Source organism: Arthrobacter sp. ZBG10 (assembly GCF_001238605.1).
In the GTDB taxonomy this organism is placed as follows: Bacteria; Actinomycetota; Actinomycetes; order Actinomycetales; family Micrococcaceae; genus Arthrobacter.
The window spans coordinates 70852-94542 of the sequence record NZ_LFQH01000053.1 but is presented as its reverse complement, the minus strand read 5'-3'; the positions used below and the strand labels follow the sequence as shown (position 1 = coordinate 94542).

The window sequence follows — 23691 nt, the reverse complement described above, 5'->3', positions numbered from 1 at the left end:
GGACCAAAAGCCCGCCTCCCAATCCGGGAGGCGGGCTTTTGTGCGCCGGGGATTATGGGCCTCAGACCACCCGGGCCGTCACGGCACCGCTGCTGACAGTGACCTCGAACTGCGTGCTGGTGCCGTCCGGGGACGGCACCGCGATCCGGCGGGATCCGTCAGCAGCATTAAACGCCTTGAACACCATTTCCGTGGCCCAGTCGTAGTCCGGCCGGTCCGAGACCGTGCCCAGCGGCAGCACCGCGCCTTCCCGGACCCACGTGGCGGCCTGCATCACCGTGTACTCCTTGCGGTGCCAGCGCGGGCCGGCCAGCTGCTCGCCGGTTTCCAGGTGCGTCCAGGTTCCTTCAGGAAGGTAGAAGGACACGGTCCCTGAGGGGTCCATGACAGGTGCCACCAGAAGGTCCGGGCCCAGCATGTACTGCCGGTCCAGGTGCGCGCAGCCCGGATCGCCGGGGAACTCCATAAAGAGCGGACGCATCAGGGGGATGCCCTGGGTGTAGGCCTCTTCCGCCGCTGTCTGCAGGTAGGGCATCAGCCGCATCTTCTGTTCGGTGAAATGCCGCAGCACATCCACGGACTCCTCATCCACCAGCCACGGAACACGGTACGAGTTGGAGCCGTGCAGCCTCGAGTGTGAGGAGAGCAGGCCGAAGGCGATCCAGCGCTTGAAGATCTCCGGCTCAGGGGTGCCTTCGAAGCCGCCGATGTCGTGGCTCCAGAACGAGAAGCCGGACGCCGCCAGGGACAGTCCGCCGCGCAGCGATTCGGCCATGGCGGCAAACGTCGATTCGCAGTCGCCGCCCCAGTGCACCGGCATGGTCTGCCCGCCGGCGGTGGCGGACCGGGCAAAGACCACGGCCTGGCCTTCCCCGAGCTCCTTGGCCAGCAGGTCGAACACCGTCCGGTTGTAGAGCTGGGAGTAGTAGTTGTGCATCCGTTCCGGATCGGACCCGTCATGCCAGGCCACGTCCGTGGGGATGCGCTCGCCGAAGTCGGTCTTGAAGGAATCCACGCCCTGGCCCAGCAGTCCGCGGAGTTTGTCCTGGTACCAGAGCACGGCGTCCGGATTGGTGAAGTCCACCAGGCCCATTCCTGCCTGCCACATGTCCCACTGCCACACGGACCCGTCAGGCCTTTTCACCAGGTAGCCCCGTTCCAGGCCTTCCTTGAACAGGTACGAACGCTGGGCGATGTAGGGGTTGATCCACACGCAGACCTTCAGGCCGCGTTCGTGCAGCCGGGCCAGCATGCCCTCGGGGTCCGGGAAGGTGGCCGGGTCCCAGATGAAGTCGCTCCAGTGGAAGGAGCGCATCCAGTGGCAGTCGAAGTGGAACACGGACAGCGGCAGGTTCCGCTCGGCCATGCCGTCGATGAAGGAAGTGACGGTCTTTTCGTCGTAGTCGGTGGTGAAGGAGGTGGACAGCCACAGCCCGTAGGACCAGGCGGGGATCCGGGCCGGCCGGCCCGTGAGCTCCGTGTACCGCCGGATGATGTCCTTGGGCGAGGGGCCGTGGATCACAAAGTACTGCAGCCGCTGGCCCTCGACGCTGAACTGGGTCCGGGACACCACCTCGGATCCCACCTCGAAGGAAACCTTCTCGGGGTGGTTCACAAACACGCCGTAGCCGTCGTTGGTGATGAAGAACGGCACGTTTTTGTAGGCGAGGTCGCTGGAGGTGCCGCCGTCCTCGTTCCAGATGTCCACCGACTGCCCGTTTTTCACAAAGGCGCCGAACCGCTCCCCCAGGCCGTAGACATTGGTGCCCACGCCGAGGCTGAGCTGTTCGTGCACAAAGCTGCGCCCGGCGTCGTCCGTAATGACCCCAACGCTGCGCGCGGTGGAACCGGTGAGCAGCCTGCCGTCGCCCAGGAATTCGACCCCCCAGTCCCCGGACGTGCTGATCCGTGCCGTCAGGCCGCCGGATGTGATGCTGGCCGTGCCGTCGCTGTCCGCCGTGGACAGTTCCGGGGCCGCGCCGGTGCGGTTGACGCCGAAGTGGGGTCCGCGGTCCAGGCCGCCCTGGTGGTGCTCGATGGTCACCCCGATCACGTCCGGCATCGGCGCCTCGAACGTCACCGTGAGCTGGGGCAGGTTCAGGGCGTCACCGCGGGAGGCGATGCGTTTGGTGGGGGCGTAAACCGTGAGGGTCCCGTCGCCGGCCACCACTTCGGCGACGTCGCGGGGGTGCAGCGCTGAGTAGCCCTTGCGGTACAGCCAGTAGCCGTCAGTGAATTTCATGGAGGTCAGTGTCCGTTCTCAGTGGGGGCGGGGGTGGCTTTGAGGACCAGGGCGCCGTAGGGCTCCAGGACCAGGTGGGGGCCGTGCGCGGCGCCCGTGAGCACGTCCACGGATTGTTCCGTGAGGTGCACGGCGCGCGGTTCCGGGCTGTGGTTCAGCAGGAAATGGCAGGTTCCGCGGGTGGCAAGTTCGACGTCGGAGGGCAGTTCGCCAACCACCGGTGAGGCCAGGCCGGCGGCAGCAAGCGCGTCCCCCACCAGGAGCGCCAGGGCGGCGTCCGGCAGGTCCGCCCCGGCGTACCAGGCGGTGCCGCGGCCGTGGCTGTTGCGGACCACCGCGGGTTTTCCGGCCAGGGCTCCTTCCGTGAAGGTGGCCACGGCGGTGGCTCCCGGCGCGTCCAGGCGCAGGTCCTCGGACCAGCTGGCCGCGGCCAGGCCAGCCGGCCCGGATTCGGACAGCTCAGGTCCAGCGGGGGCGGAGCCGGGTGTTCCCGCGGCCGGTGCCGCACCGAAGTCCAGTCCCACCGGGCCTGCCAGTGGGCGCCATTCCTCGCCGCTGGCCCCCAGCATTCCGGCCAGCACCGACGGGAACCGGCCCTGGCGGAGGTGGCCGTTGCCGTCCGCCACACCGCTGAACGGGCCCACCACGGCGCTGCCGCCCCGCTCCACCCAGCCGGCCAGGCGGGCGGCGTGCTCGTCGCGCAGAAGGAAAAGGCTGGGAACCAGGACCAGGTTGAACCGGTCCAGGTCGGTGCCGGGGTGCACCACTTCGGCGGAAAGGCCCCGGCGCAGGAGCTGCCGGTGGTAGGCCTGCAGCTGGTCCAGTACGGCCAGCCGGTCCGACGGGCGGTCCGGTGCTTCCGCCGCCCACCAGCTGTCCCAGTCAAACAGGATGGCGATCGGCGCGGGTGCGGGTTCGCCGGCCAGGAAGCGGAGCTCCTGGAGGCCGGAGCCCAGGGCTGCCACCTCGCGGAATACGCGGGTGTCGGCGCCGGCCAGGGGCACCACGGCGGAGTGGAAGCGTTCGGCGCCAAAGGCGGACTGGCGGAACTGGAAGAAACAGATCCCGTCCGATCCCCGGGCCAGGGCGGAATACGAGTCGACCCTGAGCGCGCCCGGGTCCTTGGCCGTGTTGTGCGGCCGCCAGTTGACAGCGGAGGTGGCGGATTCCATCAGCAGCCACGGGTTCCCGCCGGCCAGTCCGCGGCAGAGATCGTGCGTCAGGGCGCCGAGTTCCCAGGTGTGGGGCTGCGCCGGGTCCGTGTACCAGTTGTTGCCCACAAAGTCGGCTTCAGCGGCGAAGCTGAAGTAGTCGGCGCCGCGGAAGAATCCCATCAGGTTGGTGGTGATGGGCACCAGGGGTGACTGGCTGCGGATCACGTCCCGTTCCGCTGTGAACAAGCTGAGCAGCGCGTCGGAGGTGAAGCGCCGGAAATCCAGGAGCTGGGTGGGGTTGTGCAGGTAGGGGGCGGTGCGCGGCGGCAGGATCTCGTCCCACCCGCTGTACCCCTGGCTCCAGAACGTGGTGCCCCAGGCGGTGTTCAGTTCTGCCAGCGAACCGTAGCGGCGGCTGAGCCAGTCCTGGAAGGCTGCGGCGGTTTCGTCGTCGTAGCTGATCTGTCCCAGTTCGTTGCCCACGTGCCACATGGCCACTGCGGGATGGCTGCCGTAGCGGGCGGCGAGCGCGGCCGTGACCTTCAGGGCGGCGCTGCGGTATTCGGCCGACGACGGCGAGAACTGGTTGCGCGAGCCGTACCAGAGGGTGGCGCCTGACTCATCCGTGGGCAGCGTTCCTGGGTGGCGGTGGCCCAGCCACGGCGGCGGGGAGGCGGTGGGCGTGGCAAGGCACACGTTGATGTTGCCCTGGTGCAGCAGATCCAGGATGCGGTCCAGCCAGCCGAAGTCCCAGGTGTGTTCGGTGGGCTGCAGCCGCGCCCAGCTGAAGACGCCCACGGTGACCAGGTTGATCCCGGCTTCCTGCATCAGCCGGATGTCCTCCGGCCAGCTCTCCTCCGGCCACTGTTCGGGGTTGTAGTCGGCTCCGAACAGCAGGCCGGTGCGGTCCGTGATGCTGCTCAGGCCGTGGCTGCGAAGTTGCATGGGATTCCTTGGTTAAATGGGGGGTATGAGCAATCGAAAGGCTTCAACGGCGGCCACCATCAGTGACGTGGCCAAAGAAGCCGGCGTGTCCACGAGTACCGTGTCCTACGTGATGAGCGGCAACCGTCCCATCTCGCAGGAGACCCGTGATGTAGTCGAAGCAGCGATGCGGCGGCTGAAATACAGCCCCCGGTCCAGTGCCCGGGCGCTGGCGTCCAGCAGGTCCAATGTCCTGGGCCTGGTGGTCCCCCTGCGGGCGGATGTGAACGTGGGCGTGGTGATGCAGTTCGTGACCGCCGTGGTCACCACCGCCCGGACCCACAACCAGGACGTCCTGCTGCTGACGCAGGACGACGCCGGCAGCATCGAACGGGTGACATCGCAGTCCATGGTGGATGGCCTGGTGATGATGGACATCGAGGCCAGGGATCCGCGCATCCCGCTGCTGGCGAGGCTGCAGAAGCCGGCGGTCCTGATCGGGATGCCTGACGATCCGCGCGGCCTGAGCTGCGTGGACTTCGACTTTGCCGGGGCGTCCCGCACAGCGGTCCGGCACCTGGCGGAGCTGGGCCACCGGAGCATCGCGTTCATCGGTTCGCCGCCGGCGTCGCTCCGCCGGCATGCCACCTATGCGGACCGGGCCCTGGCGGGCTTCGAGGATGCGTGCCGCTCCCTTGAGATCCAGGACCTGGCCGTGGCCTGCGAGGCCAATTCGAAGGACCTGGCCAAGGCACTCGACAAGATCTTCGCCGCACCGCATCCTGCCACCGCGCTGCTGGTCCACAACGAGGGCCTGCTTCCCATCCTCCGCGAGAACCTCGCGGCCCGCGGCCTGGCCATCCCTGACAACATCTCGGTGGCGGTGATCGCGCCGGCTGACGTGGCCGCGGCAGCCGTCCATCCCTGGACGGCCGTGTCCATCCCGGCCATGGACATCGGCCGGGCCGCCGTGGAGATGGTGATGGACCGGCTCAGCCTGGCCAAACCCGCAGAGCTGCGGCTGATCGCCCCCACCCTGTCGGAGGGCGAGACCACCTCGCCGGCCCGTTAGCGGACTGGCTGGTTCCGGCCGTTGTCCTGGCCGTTGTCCCGGGGCCGTCATCCCTTGACCGCGCCGATCATCACGCCCTTGGTGAAGTGCTTCTGCACAAAGGGGTACACAATCAGGATGGGCACCATGGCCAGCACAATGACGGCCATCTGCAGCGCGGGACCGGCCGCCGCGCCGGAGCCCACATCCACCTGGCCGGGCACCGAGACACCCTGGAGCACGTAGGAACGCAGCACCACCTGGAGCGGGTTCATGGAGCTGTCGTTGATGTAGAGGATGGCGTTGAAGAAGGCGTTCCAGTAGCCCACGCCGTAAAACAGTGCGATCACGGCCGTCACGGCCTTGGACATGGGCAGCACGATCTGCGTCAGGGTGCGCCATTCGCTGGCCCCATCGATCCGGGCACTGTCCAGGATGCCGCGGTCGATCCCCATAAAGAATCCGCGCAGGATGATGATGTTGAACACCGAGATGCAGCCCGGCAGGATCAGCGCCCAGTACGTGTTGATCATGCCCAGCCCGGACACCAGCAGGTAGGCGGGAATGATGCCGGCACTGAAGAACATGGTGATGAGCAGCGTGAACAGGATGGGCGTGTGGGCAAACGATCCCGGCCGGGACAGCCCGTAGGCGCAGAGGATCGACACCAGCATGCTGAGCGCGGTGCCGGTTGCCGTGATGCCCACACTGACCAGCACCGCACGGGTGACCACCCCGCCGCTGAGGATCTGCTGGTAGGCGGCGAAGGAGATCTCGCCCGGGACCAGGACCAGCCCGCCGGCCCTGGTGATGGTGCCTTGGGAGGAAATGCTGGTCAGGACAATGGTGTAGAGCGGCCCCAGCACTGCCAGGACCACCACGGCGAGCACCACCACTTTGCCGATCTTCGCCCCGGCGCCGGGCTCTTCGTCCCAGACGGGCCGTTCAGGCTTGATCCGCGGCGGACGGGCGGGTTTGCCGGGCCGGGCGGAGACGGGGGTTTTGCTGGTCAGGATGCTCATTTGGAGTAGACACCGCTCTCACCGAAGATGTGGGCAATTTTGTTGGCTGTCAGGATCAGGGCCAGGCTCACCAGGCCCTTGATCAGCCCGGCAGCGGCCGCGTAGCTCCAGTCGCCGTTCTGCACGCCGGTGTAATAGACAAACGTGTCCAGGACCTCGGACGCCCCTGCGCCTACGGCATCGCGTTGCAGGATCATCTGTTCGAACCCCACGGTCAGGGAATCACCGAGGCGCAGGATCAGCAGCAGCACAATGACGCTGCGCAGGCCCGGCAGGGTGACGTGCCACATCCGCTTCCACCGGCCGGCGCCATCCACGGCAGCGGCCTCGTACTGGGCCGGGTCGATGGCACTCAGGGCCGCCAGGAACACGATGATGCCCCAGCCGGCGTCCTTCCAGACAGCCTGGGAGGTCAATAGGAACAGGAACGTGTCCGGGTTGGTCATGATGTCCACCGCCTGCCAGCCGTTGGCTCGCAGGGACTGGTTGAGCAGCCCGGCGCCGCCGAAGATCTGCTGGAAAACGGACACCACCAGGACCCAGGAGAAGAAGTGCGGCAGGTACACCACGGCCTGGATCACTGACCGCAGGCGCGGGTTGACCAGGGAGTTCAGCAGCATGGCCAGGGCAATGGGGATGGGGAAAAAGAACACCAGCTGGAAGGCCGTGATCACCAGGGTGTTCCGGACGGCGTGCCAGAAGTCGGCGTCGGCCAGGACTCGGGTGAAGTTTTCCAGTCCCACCCAGGGGCTGTCCGGGATGCCCACGTACGGGGAGTAATCCTGGAACGCCACCACGTTGCCCAGCATGGGCAGGTAGGCGAAGACCGCCAGCAGAAGCACCGCGGGCAGTGCCATCAGCACCAGGGAGCGGTCCCGTTTGAACCGCAGCCGCAAGTTGGCCCTCGGCCTGGTCCCGTCGCCTGTTTTTGTAGAGCCTGTTTTTGTAGAGCCTGTTTTTGTAGGACCCGTTTTGTTGGTGCCTGTTCCCTTGGCGCCCGCGCCGGGGGATCCGGCGGCTGCTTTCCCGGCCACGGCTCCCCCGGCCCGCCCGCTGCCGCGGCCCGGCACGGCCGGTGGCGTCGCCGTCGGCCGCTCCCCGGCGGCTGCTGTCCCGGCCGCCGCCGGACGCAGGCCCGCCTCCTGCGCCGGGGTGGCTGCTGCGCCGCTTTCCGTCCCTGTGCCCGTGCGTGCCACGGCTATGCCAGGAATCCGGCGTAGAAGTCGCGGAGTTCGTCGCCACCCTTGCTCTTCCAGGACGCGAGTTCGCTGTCCAGGTCCTTCATGGTTTTGCGGCCGCGGATGATGTCCTTGGCCAGGTCATCGAACGGCTTGCCGAGGGAACCGTACTTGGCCGGCTCCTGGATCTGGACGCCGAAGAAGACATCCTCCACCACGTTGGGGGCCTGCCGGGCTTCCCAGCCGGACTGTGCCTGCACCAGCCCGGGGTACTGGACCATGGAGTTGACCACCGGGGGGCTGACCAGGAACGCGTAGGTGCTGGTGACCTCGGTGCTGCCTTTGTCGGTGGCCTTGGGCACGCCCTGGGCGTCGCGGGTGAAGTGCACCCCTTCCACGCCGTTGTTGATCAGGACGTGTTCCTCGGTGCCGAACGGGGCGGCCATGAAGTTGGCCAGGGCCAGCATCTCCTCCACCTTTGCGGCGTCCGCCTTTTTGATGAAGCTGAAGATTGCGGCCGGCTGCGCGCGGAACAGCGTGGGCTTGCCGCCGTCCGGGGCGAAGTAGTCCATGGGCTGCTGGTCGAAGGACGGGTTGGTGGGCAGGACCCGGGCCAGAGCCTCGTGCCAGCCGCCCATGCCGTCGGATGCCATCAGGGTGGCACCGGATTCGAAACGCTGCTTGGCCTGCTGGGCGTTGCCTGCCACGGCGTCCGGGTGGACGGAGCCGTCCGCGAACAGCTTGGCGGTCCACTCGAGGGCCGCCCGGTACTCGTCCGTTTCGAACTTGTTCTGCAGCGTGCCGCCCACTTTTTTCCACTTGGGGACCACACCGTGCATGATCTGGGCACCGGTCCAGACGTCCTCGGAGCCCCAGCGGTTCTTGGATTCGTCGGTGAGTTCCTTGGCCACCTTGCGGAAGTCGTCGGCCGACTTGGGCGGTTCCACACCGAGTTGCTTGAAGAGGTCCGCGCGGTAGAAGAGGGCATCGGAGATGAGCGCGCCGGGGTACGGCAGGCCGTAGAGGCCACCTTCGAAGCACCCCATCTTCCAGGCCGCGGTGGGGATGTTGGCGAGGTTGGGGTACTTGTTGACCTTGTCGCCGGCCAGGAACTGCGACAGGTCCTGGAAAACGCCGGCGGCGGCCTGGCCGAAGCGGGGCGGCAGGTTCCAGGCCGGGATAACCATCCAGTCCGGCACGTCCTTGGGCGAAGCCAGGACGGTCTGCACCTTGTCCGCGTAGGCGTTGCCGTCGTTCACCTGGAAGTTGACGGTGGCGCCGAGCTTCTCATTGACCGCCTTGTAGTAGCCGTTCTCCGGAAGCGCCGGCGGCACGGCCCACCAGGCGGGGGTCATGGCGGTGTAGGTTCCGCCGCTGCCCGGGGTTTTGGCCACGGACTTCACCAGCGACGCCGGGACGCTGGTGAAGCCGGGGGTGGACCCGTTCACGGAGGCGATGTCCGGTTTCAGCAGCTCCAGCGGCTTGTAGGCCGGGACCAGCTTGGCCACGGTTTCAGCCAGGCTGCCGGAGGAGGTGGCCTGCGGTGCGGCGGTGCCGGAGCACGCGGTGAGCGCCGCGGGGGCCGCAGCCAGGAACACTGCGCCGCTGAGGATCCCCAGGAATGACCGGCGGTTTACAGCAGGGGATGCAGCCTCACCGAGCAACTGACCGGCTGTTTTTCGTGGGTGGCCCGTTGCGGGATCAACATGGGAACTGCGCATAACCAGCACTCCTTCGTGGAAGTCATTTAGACAAAGCTTCAAGCGATTCATCGAATCGATTCGACTGCGTTTAGCGTAGGCCACCACCCACCTTCGCGGCAAGGGATAAATGTGTTGCGACTCACAAGCGCCAGTGCAACACTGGATTCTGCCGGATTTTGTATAAGCGATTCGATAACCAGCCGATAGGATTCCAGTGCCCCACCAGCAAGCCGCCTCCCCCGCCGTGGACATCAACGCTCCGGCACCCACCCCACCGCAGGGGCCAGAGCCGACGGTGGAGGCTGAGGCCGCCGGGTCACCGGCTGCCATCCTGGCGGCGCTGACACTGGCGCAGAAGGTGGCGATGCTGCACCAGCATTCGCCGGCCGTTGACAGCCTTGGCCTGGCGCCGTTCCACACCGGAGCCGAGGCCGCCCACGGTGTTGCGTGGCTGGGACCGGCCACCGTTTTTCCGCAGCCGGTGGGCATGGCGGCTACCTGGGACCCGGACCTGATCGAGCGCCTGGGCGAGGCCACCGGCCACGAACTGCGCGGCAAAAAAGCCACTGATCCGTCAGTCAGCCTGAACGCCTGGGCGCCGGTGGTGAACCCCCTGCGCCACCCGCTGTGGGGCCGGAACGAGGAAGGCTTTTCCGAGGACCCGCACCTCACGGCGGAGCTGGCCGGGGCATTCTGCCGCGGCATGAAGGGCCGGGACCCCCACACGTGGCTCACGGTGCCCACGCTGAAGCATTTCCTGGGCTACAACAATGAGCGGGACCGGAACGTCACCTCCAGCAACCTCAGCCCCCGGGTACTCCACGAGTACGAGCTGCCCGCCTATCGCGGCCCCATCGAGGATGGGGTGGCCGGTGCCGTGATGCTCTCCTACAACCTGGTCAACGGCCGGCCTGCGCACGTGTCCGACCTGGTCCGGGAGCACCTGAGGCAGTGGCGCAACGGGGAAGGGATCACCGTGGTGACAGACGCCGGCGCGCCCGGTTCGCTGTTCCGGGCGGAAAAGTATTTCGACGACGGCCCTGCCGCGTACGCCGCAGCCCTCCACGCCGGCGTCGACAGCTTTACTGACGACGGTGACAACCCCGGCCCCTCCATCGCGTACCTCAACGGGGCCCTGGCGAAGGGTCTGATCGATGAAGCGGCCGTGGACGCCGCGCTGCTGCGACTCCTCACCCTCCGGGCCAGGACCGGCGAGTTCGCGCCGGAACGCGATCCGTATGCTTCGATCGGGCCCGAGGCCATTGGCACACCGGCCCATGTTGCCCTGGCCAGGGAGGCCGCCGCGAAGGCGGTGGTGGTGCTTCGCAATGAACCCGCGGCCGGATCAGCGGACCGGCTGCTGCCGCTGGGTGACCCGGCCGGGTCCATCGCGGTGATCGGCGCGCTGGGTTCGCGGGTCCTCAGCGACTGGTACAGCGGAACGTTGCAGGATGCTGTCAGCATCGCCGAAGGCCTGGGCCACCGCTATCCCGGTTCCGTTACCGCTGAGGAGGGGACCGACGTTGTTGCCTTCCGGTGCGTGCGGACCGGAGGCTACCTGGGCGGCAGCGGCGGGGCGGTGCTTACCGCCCGTGCCGGGGCGCCCGGTCCGGAGCATTCGTTCAATCTGAAGGACTGGGGCTCGGGCGAACTGACGCTGCGGCTGGTGCAGACCGGAAAATTCGTCACGGATACCGGGGACGGCTACCTTCGGGCAGCGGCGGACCGGGTGGGCGGCTGGGTGGTCCAGGAGACGTTCCGGGCCGCCTACGCCGCCGACGGCACAGCTGCCCTGCAGCATGTGGGGAGCGGAAAATGGCTGCGGATCGAGGCAGGTACGGGCAGCGCGGCGCTGGTCCCGGACTACGGCCTGGCCGATTCCTTTGTTCTCCGCGTCCTCAGCTCCGGGCACGAAGCTGCCCGGAGCGCGGCGGCCCAGGCCCACACGGCCATTGTGGTGGTGGGCAACGATCCCCACCTGGGTGGCCGGGAAACGCTGGACCGCACGTCGCTGGACCTTCCGCTGGCCGACCAGGAGCTCATCCGGATTGTCCGCGAGGCAAATCCGCGCACCGTCCTGGTCATCGTGTCCTCCTACCCCTACGCGCTGGGCGGGCTGGCCGACACCCCCGCCGTCGCCTGGACCTCGCATGGCGGCCAGGAACTGGGCCACGGTGTGGCGGAGATCCTCAGCGGGGACTCCGGGCCCACCGGCCGGCTGCCGCAGACCTGGTTCGGCCGCGACGAGGACCTGCCGGACATCCTGGATTACGACATCATCACCTCGCAGTCCACCTACCTCTACAGCAGCGCCGAGCCCCTCTATCCGCTGGGTCACGGCCTGACCTACGGCGAGGTGCGGTACGGCTCCGTTGCCCTGCGGGAACTGTCCGGCGGGACCCCGGACCGCGCCGACACCGCGGAGCTCACCATCGAGGTCCATAACGCCGGTCTGCGGCCGGCGCAGGAACTGGTCCAGGTGTACGCCTCGGCGCCGGGCCACCCGTCCGGGTTCCCGCGCCGGCTCCTGGTGGGCCATGAGCGGGTGGACATTCCCGCGGGTGGCTCCGCCACGGCCGTTATCCGGGTTCCCCTGGAACGCCTGGCCACCTTCAACGTGGCTGCCGGGCGCCTGGTGGTGGAGCCGGGCAGCTACCTGCTCCTGGCCGGCGCCTCCGCTGCGGACCTGCCGCTGGCGGTGACGCTTGAGGTGGCCGGCAGCCCCACGCCGGGCCGCAGCCGCGGCGCGTGGTTCCGGGCGGAGACCTACGACGCCTGCGGGAACCTGGCCCTGGTCCCGGAGACGCCGCTGGCCGGCACCGCAATCGCTCCCGCAGGATGCGGGCAGCCGGCCTGGTCCGTTTACCGGGGTTTTTCGACCGAAGCGGCTGCCGGCCAGGCTGCCGCCGGGGCGCAATCCGTGCTGCTGGACGTGGTGTCCTGCACCCCGTCCGGCCCGGCAGCCCGGGCCACCGTGCGGGTCCAGGTTCCCGGCCCCGCAGGTACGTGGAACACCGCGGGAACCGGTCACGTGGACGCCGCGTTCACTGGTGTCCTGCGGATTCCGCTGGGGCAGGGACCAGCCGTCGGCGCGGCAGGGTTCCGGCTGGTGTTTGAGGGTGGCGTGACCGTCAGCCGGGTGCAGCTGGCTTAGGCAGGACTGCCGGGCCGCCCCGGAAAAGGCGGCCCGGCGGTCCCTTCAGGGAGCAGCCGGTTGGCTACGCGTCCACCATGTCGGCCTCGGCGAACTCCACGGCCGCCACGATCTCCTGGGTTTCGGGATTGATCATGAACGCCTCGTCGTCCTCCTCGACCATCAGGAAGTCGCCGTGGTCGGTGCTGAAGTGCCAGGCCAGCGTCTTGATCCCGTGGTGCAGGTAGTTCGGGTCGCCCATGGTGATCTTTATAAGCGCAAACCCTGCCACCTCGCACAGTTCCCGGATGATCACTTCGAAGTCCGGAGCGTCAGCCAGCTCGTCGGCGTCGGCCTGTGCCTGGCGTTCGGCCAGGTCCGGCACAAGCGCCACGAGGCGGTCGATGTGGGCGTCCACCTCGTCGTCGGCCAGGACAAGAAGGGCGGCCTGGCCGCGCAGCCAGGCCGCATTCAGGGCGGTGATGTTTTCGTGTTCCAGCAGCTCCTCGAACTCGCCGTCGAGCTCTTCCATCCGGAGGACGGCGTCGGGCGTCAGATCGGAGTCCTCGGTTCCGCCATCCAGGTAATGCTCGCGGTCAGTGCCGGAGAGGTTGTCAAAGAAACCGGCTGTTCGGTTGAACAGCGCCAGGTGGGCGGTGGCGCCCATGCCGGCCATGCCTTCGCGGATCAGCGTGTCGGTGTCCTCCCGGTCGATCGCCATAAAGACGTACTGCGCGAAGCCGCCCTCGAGCGCCTGCGTCAGGTAGAAGTCCACGTAGTAGCTGCGGACCGCCACGGGTGACATCTCGGCGGTGTGGAGGAGTGCCTCATGCATGGCATCCACCAGGCCCACGTTGGCTTCGACGGTCTCCTCGTCGCCGGCTTCGATGCTGCTGCTGGTCAGGACAACGGGCTGCTGGCTGGTGATCATGGCGATCCTCACTGCTGGCGGTGGTGGTGGTGCTCGGATATTTGTCACGCTACGGGGGCCAGGGAGCCGTGGCGTTGCGGGGCACATGAACGTCAGGCGAAGTTTGGGCGGGACCTGGCACCCGGCCCGTGCGCACCGGTGCCGCCCGGCGAACTAAGATGGATCAGATCACCAACCACCGGACCCGGCCCCGCCGTGGCCTGCTGAAAGTAGCGCGCACCATGCCATCCCAACCGGACGAGAGTGCGGCCCTGGCAATACAGACCCCCGCCATCAACGACCGCTCCCTCGCGGCCGGGCTCGCCTATGCCATGGGCAGCCGCGTCTCGGGGATGTCGTTCGACGCCGGCACCGGGCTGATGCTCGGCAAGGTCCGCGGCGGCGCAGAGGTGCCGTATTCCACCACCGCCAAACTGGTCCGGAAGGCCGGCGGCTGGAGCTGCACCGTTGGTGTCTGCAGCTGCCCGGTCCGCAAGGACTGCAAGCATGTGGCCGCCCTGCTTTTCGCCGCCGAGGACAGCCCGGCGATCCGGGTCCAGCTGCTCTCCCCTGCCACCGCCACGCAGGTAGCGCGGGATCCGGCGGCCGTGGCCCTGACCGATTGGGAGGAAGCCCTCAGCCCGCTGATCTCCCGCACCGGGACGGCCCCCGCCGGCACGGGCGTCCCGCTGGCCCTGCAGTTCGAGATCGAGGAACCCGCGCCGCACTTCTCCTACACAGGGCGCCGGGATCCGGTCCGCGGCGTCCGGCAGCTCAAGGCCCGGCCGGTCATCATGGGGTCCAAGGGCAAATGGATCCGTGGCGACGTTTCCTGGAACACGCTCAGCTACCTGAACTTCCGGCGCGAATGCAACGAGGCGCACGTCGAATGGATGCAGGAGTTCCTGGCCGCGCACTCGGCATCCGCCAGCCGGATGCACAACTCCTCCGGGCTGTGGCTGGGGCTGAACTCCTACGCGGGCCGGAACCTGTGGAGCCTGCTGGCCGACGCCCGCAAGATCGGCCTGGCCCTGGTCCATTCGCGCGGCACCGAACCGGTCCGGATCGCGGAGTCCCCCGCCGCCGTCGGGCTTAACCTGGGCCGTTTCGGTACACCCGCCCCGGCGGAAGGCACACCGCCGGACGGCGGCCTGGAGCTCTCGCCCACCATCAGCGTTGACGGCAGCGAAGTGGACCCGGCCGCGGTGGGCACCCTGGGCCGGCCGGCGCATGGCCTCTTTTTCACCACCACGGCGGACGGCACTGTCCCGGAGACGCTGCCCGGCGTGACCGACGGGCCGGCCACGGACACCGTGATCACCCTGGCGCCCCTGGAAAACGGGTTGAGCGAGGAACTCCTGGCGTTCGTGACGGCCGGCAGCGCGCTCCGCATCCCGGCCAAGGACGAGTCGCGGTTCCTGACCGGTTTCTACCCGAAGCTGAAGCAAACAGCACGCGTGACGGCGCGGGACGAATCCGTGGAGCTGCCCACCCTGGCTGTTCCCACCCTCTCGCTGCTGGCGAACTATGGCGCCGATCACCGGGTCCGGCTGCATTGGGAGTGGCATTACACGTCGGGGAAGCTGGTCACGGCCCAGCCGTTGTGGCGGCACCCGGGCGATCACGGCTACCGCGATGACACCGCCGAGGCGCGCATCCTCGACGGCATCGGGCAGCCCTGGGAGACGGTTCCGGCGCTGGGCGAATCAGCCACCGGCGGCTGGGGCACACCCCGGCTGGCAGCCTCCGTGGAACTCAAGGGCCTCGACACGCTGGCGTTCACCGAGGACGTGCTGCCCCGGCTCCGGGAGGCGCCGGACGTTGATGTGGACACCGCCGGTGACATCGCCGATTACCGGGAGGCCGAGGAAGCTCCCGTTGTGTCGATCTCCACCAAGGCCACGGAACAGCGCGACTGGTTCGACCTGGGCATCCAGATTTCGCTCGAAGGCCAGCCGGTCTCCTTCGCCGCGGTGTTCTCGGCGCTCGCTTCCGGGCAGACCAGGATGCTCCTGCCCAGCGGCGCGTACTTCTCCCTGGACCTGCCGGAGCTGCACCAGCTGCGCGCCCTGATCGACGAAGCCCGCGAACTGCAGGACAACAAGGATGCGCCGCTGCAGATCAGCCGGTTCCAGGCCGGCCTGTGGGATGAACTGGCGCAGCTGGGAATCGTGGACGAGCAGGCGGCGTCCTGGCGCGCGGCGGTGGGCGGCCTGCTGGAAGGCGGCATCGAGGGCCTGCCGCTGCCGGCCAGCCTGGACGCGGACCTCCGGCCGTACCAGCTGGAAGGCTTCAACTGGCTGACGTTCCTGTACCGGCACAGCCTCGGCGGTGTCCTGGCCGACGACATGGGCCTGGGTAAAACCGTGCAGGCACTGGCCCTGATGTGCGCGGCAAAGGACCTGGCCGCCCAGTCCGCCGGCACTGACGGAACCGCTGCCGCCGTCGTACCCGGCAGCGTTGACGCTCAACCAACAGGTCCCGACGGCGGCGCCCCCTTCCTGGTGGTGGCCCCCACCAGCGTGGTGGGCAACTGGGCGGCGGAGGCTGCCCGCTTCGGTCCGGGGCTGAAGGTCCACACGGTCAGCGAGACGTTCGCGAAGAGCGGCCGGCAGCCGGCGGCGGCGATGGCGGGAGCCGACCTGGTGATCACGTCGTACGCGCTGTTCCGGATCGACTATGAGGCGTACGCGTCCCACGCCTGGTCCGGGCTGGTGCTGGATGAGGCCCAGTTTGTGAAGAACCACCAGTCCAAGGCGTACCAGTGCGCCCGGAAGCTGCCGGTCCCCTTCAAGCTGGCCATCACCGGAACGCCGCTGGAGAACAACCTGATGGAGTTCTGGGCGCTGACGTCCATCGTGGCGCCCGGGCTGTTCGCCAGTCCCAAGCGGTTTGCCGAAAACTACCAGAAGCCGGTGGAGAAAAACGCCGACAAGGGCCAGCTGGACAAGCTCCGGCGGCGGGTGCGTCCCCTGATGATGCGCCGCACCAAGGACCAGGTAATCAAGGACCTGCCGCCCAAGCAGGAGCAGATCCTCGAAGTGGTGCTCAATCCGCGGCACCAGAAGGTGTACCAGACGCACCTGCAGCGGGAGCGGCAGAAGATCCTGGGCCTGATTGAGGACGTCAACAAAAACCGGTTCACCATCTTCCAGTCGCTGACCCTGCTGCGGCAGCTCAGCCTGGACGTTTCGCTGGTTGACCCGTCATTGTCCGCGGTCCGGTCCAGCAAGCTCGACGTGCTTTTTGAACAGCTCGAGGACCTGGTGGCCGAGGGGCACCGCGCCTTGATCTTCAGCCAGTTCACCGGCTTCCTGGGGAAGGTCCGCGAGCGCCTTGACGAGGAGAACATCGAGTACTGCTACCTCGACGGCGGCACCCGCAACCGTGCCGACGTCGTCAACGAGTTCAAAAACGGCAGCGCCCCGGTCTTCCTGATCAGCCTCAAGGCCGGCGGCTTCGGCCTGAACCTGACGGAGGCCGACTACGTGTTCCTCCTGGATCCGTGGTGGAACCCTGCGTCGGAGGCGCAGGCGGTGGACCGGACGCACCGGATCGGGCAGGCCCGGAACGTGATGGTGTACCGGCTGGTGGCCAAGGACACGATCGAGGAAAAGGTCATGGCCCTGAAGGCGCGCAAGTCCCAGCTCTTCGCGGATGTGATGGAGGGCGACGCCCTGTCCGGCGGCGCCATCACGGCCGAGGACCTCGCCGGGCTGTTCCGGGAGTAGGGCGCCCGTGGCGGCGTCCATTGGCGACACGCAAACCTGCTGTCGACGCGCAGATTCCGTGACGCACCCCGGATAAGTGCCGCGCCAGGGAATCTGCGCCGCGCGGATGCTTTTGCGCGTCGGAGATACCCCCTAAGCTGAAGCCAACGAAGTAAGTACAACGTTGGAGAAGATGTGCCACAGCAGCAGGCCAATGCCGTCCCCGCCGTGATTCCGCTGCGGCCGGACGCCTTCGCAACCCCCTACCGGGACCCCGTCTGGGACGGGCCAACGGATCCCGTCCTGGTCCGGGACCACCGCACCGGGGACTGGGTGCTTTTCTACACCCAGCGCAGGGCCACCCAGGACGGGCTGACCGGCGTGGAATGGGTGCACGGGACGGGCATCGGCGTCGCCCGGTCCGCTGACGGCGGAGCCAGCTGGACCTACCAGGGCACCGTGGCCGGCCTGGTGCCGCCCGGAACGGAACTGCCGGCAACGCTGTGGGCGCCCGACGTCGTCCGCCTGGGCGACCAGTGGTTCATGTACCTGACGGTGCTGGGCGGTGTCCGCACTGACTGGACAGGTGGGGCCGGGATTGTGCAGCTGGCCAGCCGGAACCTCACCGACTGGGAATACCTGGGCCAGGTGGACCTCGACTCGCCCCGGGTGATCGACGCCGCCGTGGCCTTGTGCGGGGACGGCCGCTACCGCCTTTGGTACAAGGACGAGGCCCGCGGGTCCAACACCTACAGCGCGGTCAGCGACGCGCCGCACGACCCGTCGTCGTGGGCGGTCGAAGGCATCACGCTTCCGGGCCGCCCGCACGAGGGTCCCAAGGTATTCCGGCTCGGCGGCTGGTACTGGATGGTTGTGGACGAGTGGCGCGGCCAGGCGGTGTACCGGTCGGAGGACGCGGCAGGCGGCTGGCTGCGGCAGAAGGAGGGCGACGGACTGATCCTTGCCGCCCCCGAGTCCGTGGCCGGCCGGGCCGTGGTGGGCCGGCACGCGGACGTGGTTCCCCTGTCGTCCGACGGCGGCCCGGACCAGGCACTGGTGGTCTACTTCACGCATCCCCACTGGGGCGGCGAGGACATTGACACCATGGCACCGGACCCCAAAACCAGGCTCAGCCACGTCCGCGCGGCCGTGGTGGAGGTCCGGGACGGCGTCCTGGTCTGCACCGCCGGCTGAGACAGACGGCAAAACGAAGGCAGAGGACCGGCTCCTGGAACGGCCGCCCAGCGCCCCCCGCTGGTACGTCCCAAGGCCCGGCCCTCTGCCTGGCTCGTCTTCCGGACGGCGCATTGGCACCATCCGGAAGGGTCTAGCTGCGCTGGGGGGACCCCAGCTCCACCGGGTCTTCATCGGTGAGGTAGGCAAGCTCCGAGTGGGCCGCGAGGTCGATGCCGCGCATTTCATCCTCGGGCTTGATGCGCAGGCCAATGGTCCGGTCCAGGATCTTGGCCAGGAGCCAGGTGATACCGAACGAGTAGGCCAGCACCGTGACCGTGGCCAGGGCCTGGGTTCCGAGGAGCTCGAAGCCGCCGCCGTAGAAGAGCCCGTTGACGGCGTTCGGGGCTGCGTCCGTGGCGAAGAGCCCAATCAGCAGGGTGCCCAGGATGCCGCCCACCAGGTGGACGCCCACCACGTCGAGTGAGTCGTCGTAGCCGAGCCGGAACTTCAGTTCGATCGCCAGCGAGCAAACCGCACCGGCGATCAGGCCGATGGCCACCGCGCCCAGCGGGCTGACGGCGCCACAGGCAGGCGTGATGGCGACCAGCGCGGAGATGAGGCCGGAGGCGGCGCCCATGCTGGTGGCCGCGCCGTGGCGGATCCGTTCCACCAGGGCCCACGCCAGGAGGCCGGCCGAGGCAGCAACTGCGGTGTTAAGGAAAACCACCGACGCCGACTGGCCTGCGGACAGGGCGGAGCCGGCGTTGAAGCCGAACCATCCCACCCACAGCAGGCCGGCACCGATCAGCACCAGCGGCCGGCTGTGCGGCTTGGTGTGTTCCATCTTGGGCCAGCCCGAGCTCCTGCCCAGGACCAGGGCCAGGGCCAGGGCCGCGGCGCCTGCGTTCATGTGCACAGCCGTGCCGCCGGCGAAGTCGATTGCCTTGATGCCGCTGGCAATCCAGCCGCCGGTGACGCTGCCGTCCGCAGAGGAGAACGCAAACACCCAGTGGGCGATCGGGAAGTAGACAATGGTGGCCCAGATGCCGGCAAACAGCATCCAGGCGCCGAACTTCATCCGGCCCGCCGCTGCGCCCGCCACCAGTGCGGTGGTGACGCAGGCAAAGAAGAGCTGGAAAGCTGCGAACAGTGCTACCGGGATGGACGCCTCGTCATCCGCGGCGAGCAGCTGTCCCAGGCCGGGGAATTCGGTGATGTCGCCGATCAGCCCCAGTCCGCCCACTGAGTTGCCGAAGGCCAGTGAGTAGCCAAAGAGTGCCCACAGCACAGCCACCAGGCTGGCGCCGCCGAAGCACATCATCATCATGTTCAGAATGCGGCGTGAGCCCACCATGCCCCCGTAGAACAGGGCAAGGGCGGGGATCATCATGCAGACCAGCGCTGAGCTGGCCAAAATCCAAGCGACATTTCCCGAATCCATGGGAAACCCCTTTCGTGATGCGAGGAGAGAACGGAAATCGCCCGTGAATGCCGCTCCGGCAGAAGGGGCGCGGAATCAGAACCGCGTCCAGCGGAGGGCAGCTTTCGCCGTCTGTTTCCAGAGTAAAGCTGGCATCTCCGGGTGGGTTTCCGGTGTGTTAAATGATCGTTTCGGTTCGCCGCACGCATGTTTCAGGCGTCCCGCGGCCATCGGGCACGGCACGGGTTGTCCTGCAGGACGCGAAGTCGAAGTTTCGCCGGCGGCCGGGACGGCCTGCCCACGGCCGGTACCGCCGTCGAACACGTCCTGAACACCCGTGACCGAGTGCGACCGAACTTGTTCGGATGCCTTGTTCCGTTCCGACCCCGCCCATAGTCTCGCTGTGCCCGGACTTCCCGGCTGCGGGACCGGCAACAGCTCCGCACCCCCATGACTGCGAGGTACAACAATGACGTTTTCCGCACGAAGAACCCGACGGGCCAGGAAGCCGGTGGCCGCGCTCGCTGCCGCGGTGACGGCGGTGGCCGGGCTGGCGTTGCTCCCCGTGGCACCCGCCGGCGCTGCAGACCCGCCCACTCCGGTGACCATCACGCCCAACCCGGCAAGCCGCGGAGCCGCGTTCGAGGGCTGGGGCACCAGCCTGGTCTGGTTCGCCAACGCGACGGCCGGCTACTCCCCCGAACTCCGCGAAGAGCTGTACCAGAAGGTCTTTGGGCAGGAAGGCCTGAACCTCAACATCGCCCGCTACAACGTGGGCGGCGGCAACGCCTCCGACGTAAAGAACTACCTCAACGACGGCAGCGCGGTGGAAGGCTGGTGGCAGCCGAAAACGGAAGTGCCCGCCGGCACCGCTCCGTCCAACCTGTACAACCCTGACGGCACGGTGGACAAAGCGCAGGCCAACAAGCTGGCCTTCCTGGAGCAGTGGAACCCGCATGATCCCGCGTCCTACAACCCGGACGCGGACGCCAACCAGCGCTGGTGGGTGGAGAAGCTCGCCGCGGAACAGCAGATCACCCACTGGGAAGCCTTCAGCAACTCCCCGCCCTGGTTCATGACCAAAAGCGGCTACGTCTCGGGCCAGCCCACCCCCGCCAAGGGCGAAAACCTGCTGCCCCAGGCGGAGGCCAAGTTCGCCGCGTACATGAAGCATGCCGTGCAATTGCTGGAGGAGGGCAGCGGCATCACGGTGAACACCATCGACCCGTTCAACGAGCCCAACTCCGGCTATTGGGGCACCGACATCGACGCTGCCACGGGCAAACCCCCCACCAGCTACACGCAGAAGCAGGAAGGTGCCCTGATTTATCCTGCGGCGCAGGACCGCGTCACCCGGCTGCTGGCCGCCGAACTGGCCAAGGCCGGCACCACCACCGGGGCCGTCATCTCCGGGATGGACGAGACGGATCCGGGCAAGTTCATGACCAACTGGAACGGCTACAGCCAGGCCGCCAAGGACGCCGTGGCGCAGCTGAACGTCCACACTTACGGCACCGGCGACCGCCGCCGGGTCCGGGACCTGGCCAAGTCTGCGGACAAGCCGCTGTGGATGAGCGAAGTGGGCGGCTCCTGGCGCGGCAACCCCGCACTCGGCGACTCCACCGGGGGCTGGGACCGGTCCAACATCGCGAACGGGCTGGGCATCGCCGGGCGCATGGTGGATGACCTGCGTGAGCTGGAGCCGGACGCCTGGGTGTTTTGGCAGCCCGTGGAGGACACCTACAAGCAGGAAAAGGGCGACGGCGGCTGGGGCTCCATCTACGTGGACTTCGACTGCAACTACGCCGGCCGTGAAGGGTCCTCCAACCGGCGGATCAACGACGGAGCCAGTGCCGAAGCCGCCAAGTGCAAGGTGCTGACCAACCAGAAGTACAACACCACCCGGAACTTCACGCATTACATCCGGCCGGGCGATTTCCTGATCCAGAACGACAACGCCAAAACCGCGAGCGCCCTGAAGGCGGACGGCAAAGGCGCCACGCTGGTGCACTTCAACGACACCGCGACGCCGGAGAAGGTCACCCTGGACCTGAGCCGCTTCGGTTCCATCGCCCCCGGCGCTACCGTGACCCCGGTGATCACCACCAAGTCCCCGCTCGAGGACATCGAGCGGAACGCGCTGGTCAAGGGCGCCCCCGTCGCCGTTGATGCCGCGGCGAAGTCCGCCACGCTGGAGGTGCCGGCCGCTTCGGTGGTGACGTTCGTCGTCGACGGCGTCAGCGGGGTTGCCGCCGACGCCGCACCGGTGCAGGACGGCCACAGCTACCACCTCACCGGTGACGCCAGCGCCAAGGACCTGACGGCCCGCGCCGACGGTTCCGCCGCCATCCAGGACCCGGGGTCCAGCATGGCTGCGGTGGCCCCGCAGGTGTGGACCTTCAACGCCGTCCGCAGCGACGATGAGTACGCCCACAACCGGCGCTGGGTGCTGACCAACAAGGACGGCCGGGTCCTGGCCGGAACCGGCGGCGTGCTCAACGGCAGCCAGGCCGGTACCGCCACGCTGTCCGGAATGACGCTGGAACAGGCAAAGGCCACGCCCGCGGCGCAGTGGATCCTCAGCACGGAGAACGGCCGGAAGTGGTCGCTGGTCAACGCTGCCGCGGCCAGTGCCCTGCAGGTGGCGGGCAGCCAGACGGCGGCCGGGACCGCGGTTTCCCTGGGCTCGTCCACCGGAACCACCGCCACGGCCACCGCCAACCCGCACCAGGTGTGGGGCTTCACCGACCTCGAAGACCTGCAGCTGCTGGGCACCACCAAGGTGGACCTCAGCACGCCGGTGGGGGTGGCCCCGGAACTGCCGGCGACCGTCATCCCCCTGTACGGCAACGGTGCGGGCCGGCCGATTGCGGTGCAGTGGCAGCAGATTGACCCTGCCGCCTGGGACAGGGCGGGCCGCGTGACGGTCACGGGTTCCGGGACGGACCTGTACGGCGCGGGCTTCAATGACGCCACCGTGACGGTGGAGGTGGGCCGCTACGCCGCCACCGATCCGGTATCGGCCACCGTGGGGGCAGGCTCCACCCTGGCCGCGCTCCAGGCGGCAGCACCGGGCACCGTGCCGGGCCAGATCGGCGCCGGGCCGGCCCGGAACCGGCTCACGGCAACGTGGGACTGGAATTCCTTCGACGCCGCCGCGCTGCAGGTGCCCGGGACGTACACCGTCCGCGGGACTGCGGCCACCGGGGTTTCCGGGGAGCAGCCGCTGGCAGCCGTACTGACGGTGATCGTGGTGGCCAGCGAAACCGTGGACAACATCTGCCGGGCGGATCCCGCCACCACCGCCACCGCCAGTTTCACGGAAGGGTCCTACCTGGCCCGCAATACCTGCGACGGCAATGCCGGCTCCGCCTGGTCCAACTGGGTCAGCGCCGGCCGTGCGGGTGACAGCCTCACGTATGGGTTCGGCCGGGAGTACACGGTGGATTCGGTGACGGTGACGTCAGCCGAAAAGGCCGCGCAAAGCCTGAAGGTTCAGTACCAGGACGCGGCCGGAGCATGGCAGGACACGTCCGCCGGGACCATCACCGGGCTCAGCACCGCAGCCCCGGCAACCGTGGCCTTCAGCCCGGTGGCAACGCGCGGCATCCGGGTGGTGCTGGCCACCCCTGGTTCCTACACCAAGGTGGCCGAGGTGGCCATCCGGGGCACCCGGCCGGCTCCGGCCGGACTGCCCACCCTGGGCAGGCTGCTGGTGGACCAGCAGTCGGTGGCGGGGTTCGATCCCGATGACTCCGGGTACAGCGTCCTCACGGCCACCGCAGCCTTTCCCACGGTGGCGGCAGTCCCGCTGGACACCAACGCCCGGGTCACGGTGATCCAGGCAAGCAGCGGGAACCCGACGGCGGAAGTCACCGTCAGCGCCCCGGACGGCACCACGCGGGCATACACCGTGGCGTTTGTGAACGGCAAGGACGCCTGTAAAAACGGCGGCTGGGCCACCAACCTGGACCCGGGCTTCCGGAACCAGGGGGCCTGTGTAAGCCACTTCGCGGCCGGGAAGTAACCGCACGGCAAAAAGGGGCCCGCGGCGGGGTGTCAATCCCG

Annotated in this window: 12 protein-coding genes; 5 read left to right on the top strand and 7 right to left on the bottom strand. The window is 68.2% G+C overall.

The annotated features are described in order from the left end of the window. Positions 1–61: 61 nt before the first annotated feature. Together yicI and ACU18_RS13740 are read right to left on the bottom strand one after the other, a co-directional pair. Positions 62–2242 carry an alpha-xylosidase gene (gene yicI / locus ACU18_RS13745; RefSeq protein ID WP_050686377.1) on the bottom strand — a complete coding sequence of 727 codons (2181 nt, stop codon included), beginning with the start codon at positions 2240–2242 and terminating at the stop codon, positions 62–64. A gap of 5 nt (positions 2243–2247) precedes the next feature. After that, a complete protein-coding gene (locus tag ACU18_RS13740) occupies positions 2248–4341 on the bottom strand; it encodes a beta-galactosidase (RefSeq protein ID WP_050686375.1) in 2094 nt (697 codons plus the stop codon). A gap of 25 nt (positions 4342–4366) precedes the next feature. Between ACU18_RS13740 and ACU18_RS13735 the strand changes: the two genes are divergently transcribed. Next, complete coding sequence (locus ACU18_RS13735) at positions 4367–5392, top strand: LacI family DNA-binding transcriptional regulator (protein ID WP_050686373.1); 1026 nt, start codon at positions 4367–4369, stop codon at positions 5390–5392. A 47-nt stretch (positions 5393–5439) separates the two neighbouring features. Here the strand turns inward: ACU18_RS13735 and ACU18_RS13730 are convergent, their stop codons facing one another. The 3 genes from ACU18_RS13730 to ACU18_RS13720 form a co-directional block, all read right to left on the bottom strand. Further along, positions 5440–6393 (bottom strand): carbohydrate ABC transporter permease, encoded by a 954-nt coding sequence (locus tag ACU18_RS13730; RefSeq protein ID WP_050686371.1) that lies wholly within the window; start codon positions 6391–6393, stop codon positions 5440–5442. Then, positions 6390–7427, bottom strand: a complete 1038-nt coding sequence (locus ACU18_RS13725) for an ABC transporter permease (RefSeq protein ID WP_442853713.1) — start codon at positions 7425–7427, stop codon at positions 6390–6392. Before ACU18_RS13725 ends, ACU18_RS13730 begins: the two co-directional genes overlap by 4 nt. A 164-nt stretch (positions 7428–7591) precedes the next feature. Further along, positions 7592–9292 carry an extracellular solute-binding protein gene (locus tag ACU18_RS13720; protein ID WP_082178333.1) on the bottom strand — a complete coding sequence of 567 codons (1701 nt, stop codon included), beginning with the start codon at positions 9290–9292 and terminating at the stop codon, positions 7592–7594. Between the two features lie 196 nt (positions 9293–9488). On the opposite strand from ACU18_RS13720, the gene ACU18_RS13715 reads away from it, so the two are divergent. Continuing rightward, positions 9489–12428 (top strand): glycoside hydrolase family 3 C-terminal domain-containing protein, encoded by a 2940-nt coding sequence (locus ACU18_RS13715; RefSeq protein WP_050686367.1) that lies wholly within the window; start codon positions 9489–9491, stop codon positions 12426–12428. Positions 12429–12492: 64 nt separating this feature from the next. On the opposite strand, the gene ACU18_RS13710 is transcribed toward ACU18_RS13715, so the two are convergent. Continuing rightward, the gene (locus ACU18_RS13710) at positions 12493–13338 is read right to left on the bottom strand and encodes a DMP19 family protein (protein WP_050686366.1); all 846 of its coding nucleotides are present in this window, start codon (positions 13336–13338) and stop codon (positions 12493–12495) included. Positions 13339–13559: 221 nt separating this feature from the next. Here ACU18_RS13710 and ACU18_RS13705 point away from each other — a divergent pair, with 221 nt between their 5' ends. Together ACU18_RS13705 and ACU18_RS13700 are read left to right on the top strand one after the other, a co-directional pair. After that, a complete protein-coding gene (locus ACU18_RS13705; protein ID WP_050686427.1) occupies positions 13560–17048 on the top strand; it encodes a DEAD/DEAH box helicase in 3489 nt (1162 codons plus the stop codon). Positions 17049–17222: 174 nt separating this feature from the next. Further along, positions 17223–18221, top strand: coding sequence for a family 43 glycosylhydrolase (locus tag ACU18_RS13700; RefSeq protein ID WP_231686082.1), 999 nt, complete (start codon positions 17223–17225; stop codon positions 18219–18221). 133 nt (positions 18222–18354) lie between these two features. On the opposite strand, the gene ACU18_RS13695 is transcribed toward ACU18_RS13700, so the two are convergent. Further along, the gene (locus tag ACU18_RS13695; protein ID WP_050686364.1) at positions 18355–19644 is read right to left on the bottom strand and encodes an ammonium transporter; all 1290 of its coding nucleotides are present in this window, start codon (positions 19642–19644) and stop codon (positions 18355–18357) included. Between the two features lie 448 nt (positions 19645–20092). On the opposite strand from ACU18_RS13695, the gene ACU18_RS13690 reads away from it, so the two are divergent. Continuing rightward, the gene (locus ACU18_RS13690; protein WP_082178332.1) at positions 20093–23650 is read left to right on the top strand and encodes a discoidin domain-containing protein; all 3558 of its coding nucleotides are present in this window, start codon (positions 20093–20095) and stop codon (positions 23648–23650) included. Positions 23651–23691: the final 41 nt, after the last annotated feature.

Coding starts and splice junctions, on each gene's coding strand:
- yicI (WP_050686377.1), bottom strand. CDS start 2,242: ATGAAATTCACTGACGGCTACTGGCTGTACCGCAAGGGCTACTCAGCG.
- ACU18_RS13740 (WP_050686375.1), bottom strand. CDS start 4,341: ATGCAACTTCGCAGCCACGGCCTGAGCAGCATCACGGACCGCACCGGC.
- ACU18_RS13735 (WP_050686373.1), top strand. CDS start 4,367: ATGAGCAATCGAAAGGCTTCAACGGCGGCCACCATCAGTGACGTGGCC.
- ACU18_RS13730 (WP_050686371.1), bottom strand. CDS start 6,393: ATGAGCATCCTGACCAGCAAAACCCCCGTCTCCGCCCGGCCCGGCAAA.
- ACU18_RS13720 (WP_082178333.1), bottom strand. CDS start 9,292: ATGCGCAGTTCCCATGTTGATCCCGCAACGGGCCACCCACGAAAAACA.
- ACU18_RS13710 (WP_050686366.1), bottom strand. CDS start 13,338: ATGATCACCAGCCAGCAGCCCGTTGTCCTGACCAGCAGCAGCATCGAA.
- ACU18_RS13705 (WP_050686427.1), top strand. CDS start 13,560: ATGCCATCCCAACCGGACGAGAGTGCGGCCCTGGCAATACAGACCCCC.
- ACU18_RS13695 (WP_050686364.1), bottom strand. CDS start 19,644: ATGGATTCGGGAAATGTCGCTTGGATTTTGGCCAGCTCAGCGCTGGTC.
- ACU18_RS13690 (WP_082178332.1), top strand. CDS start 20,093: ATGACGTTTTCCGCACGAAGAACCCGACGGGCCAGGAAGCCGGTGGCC.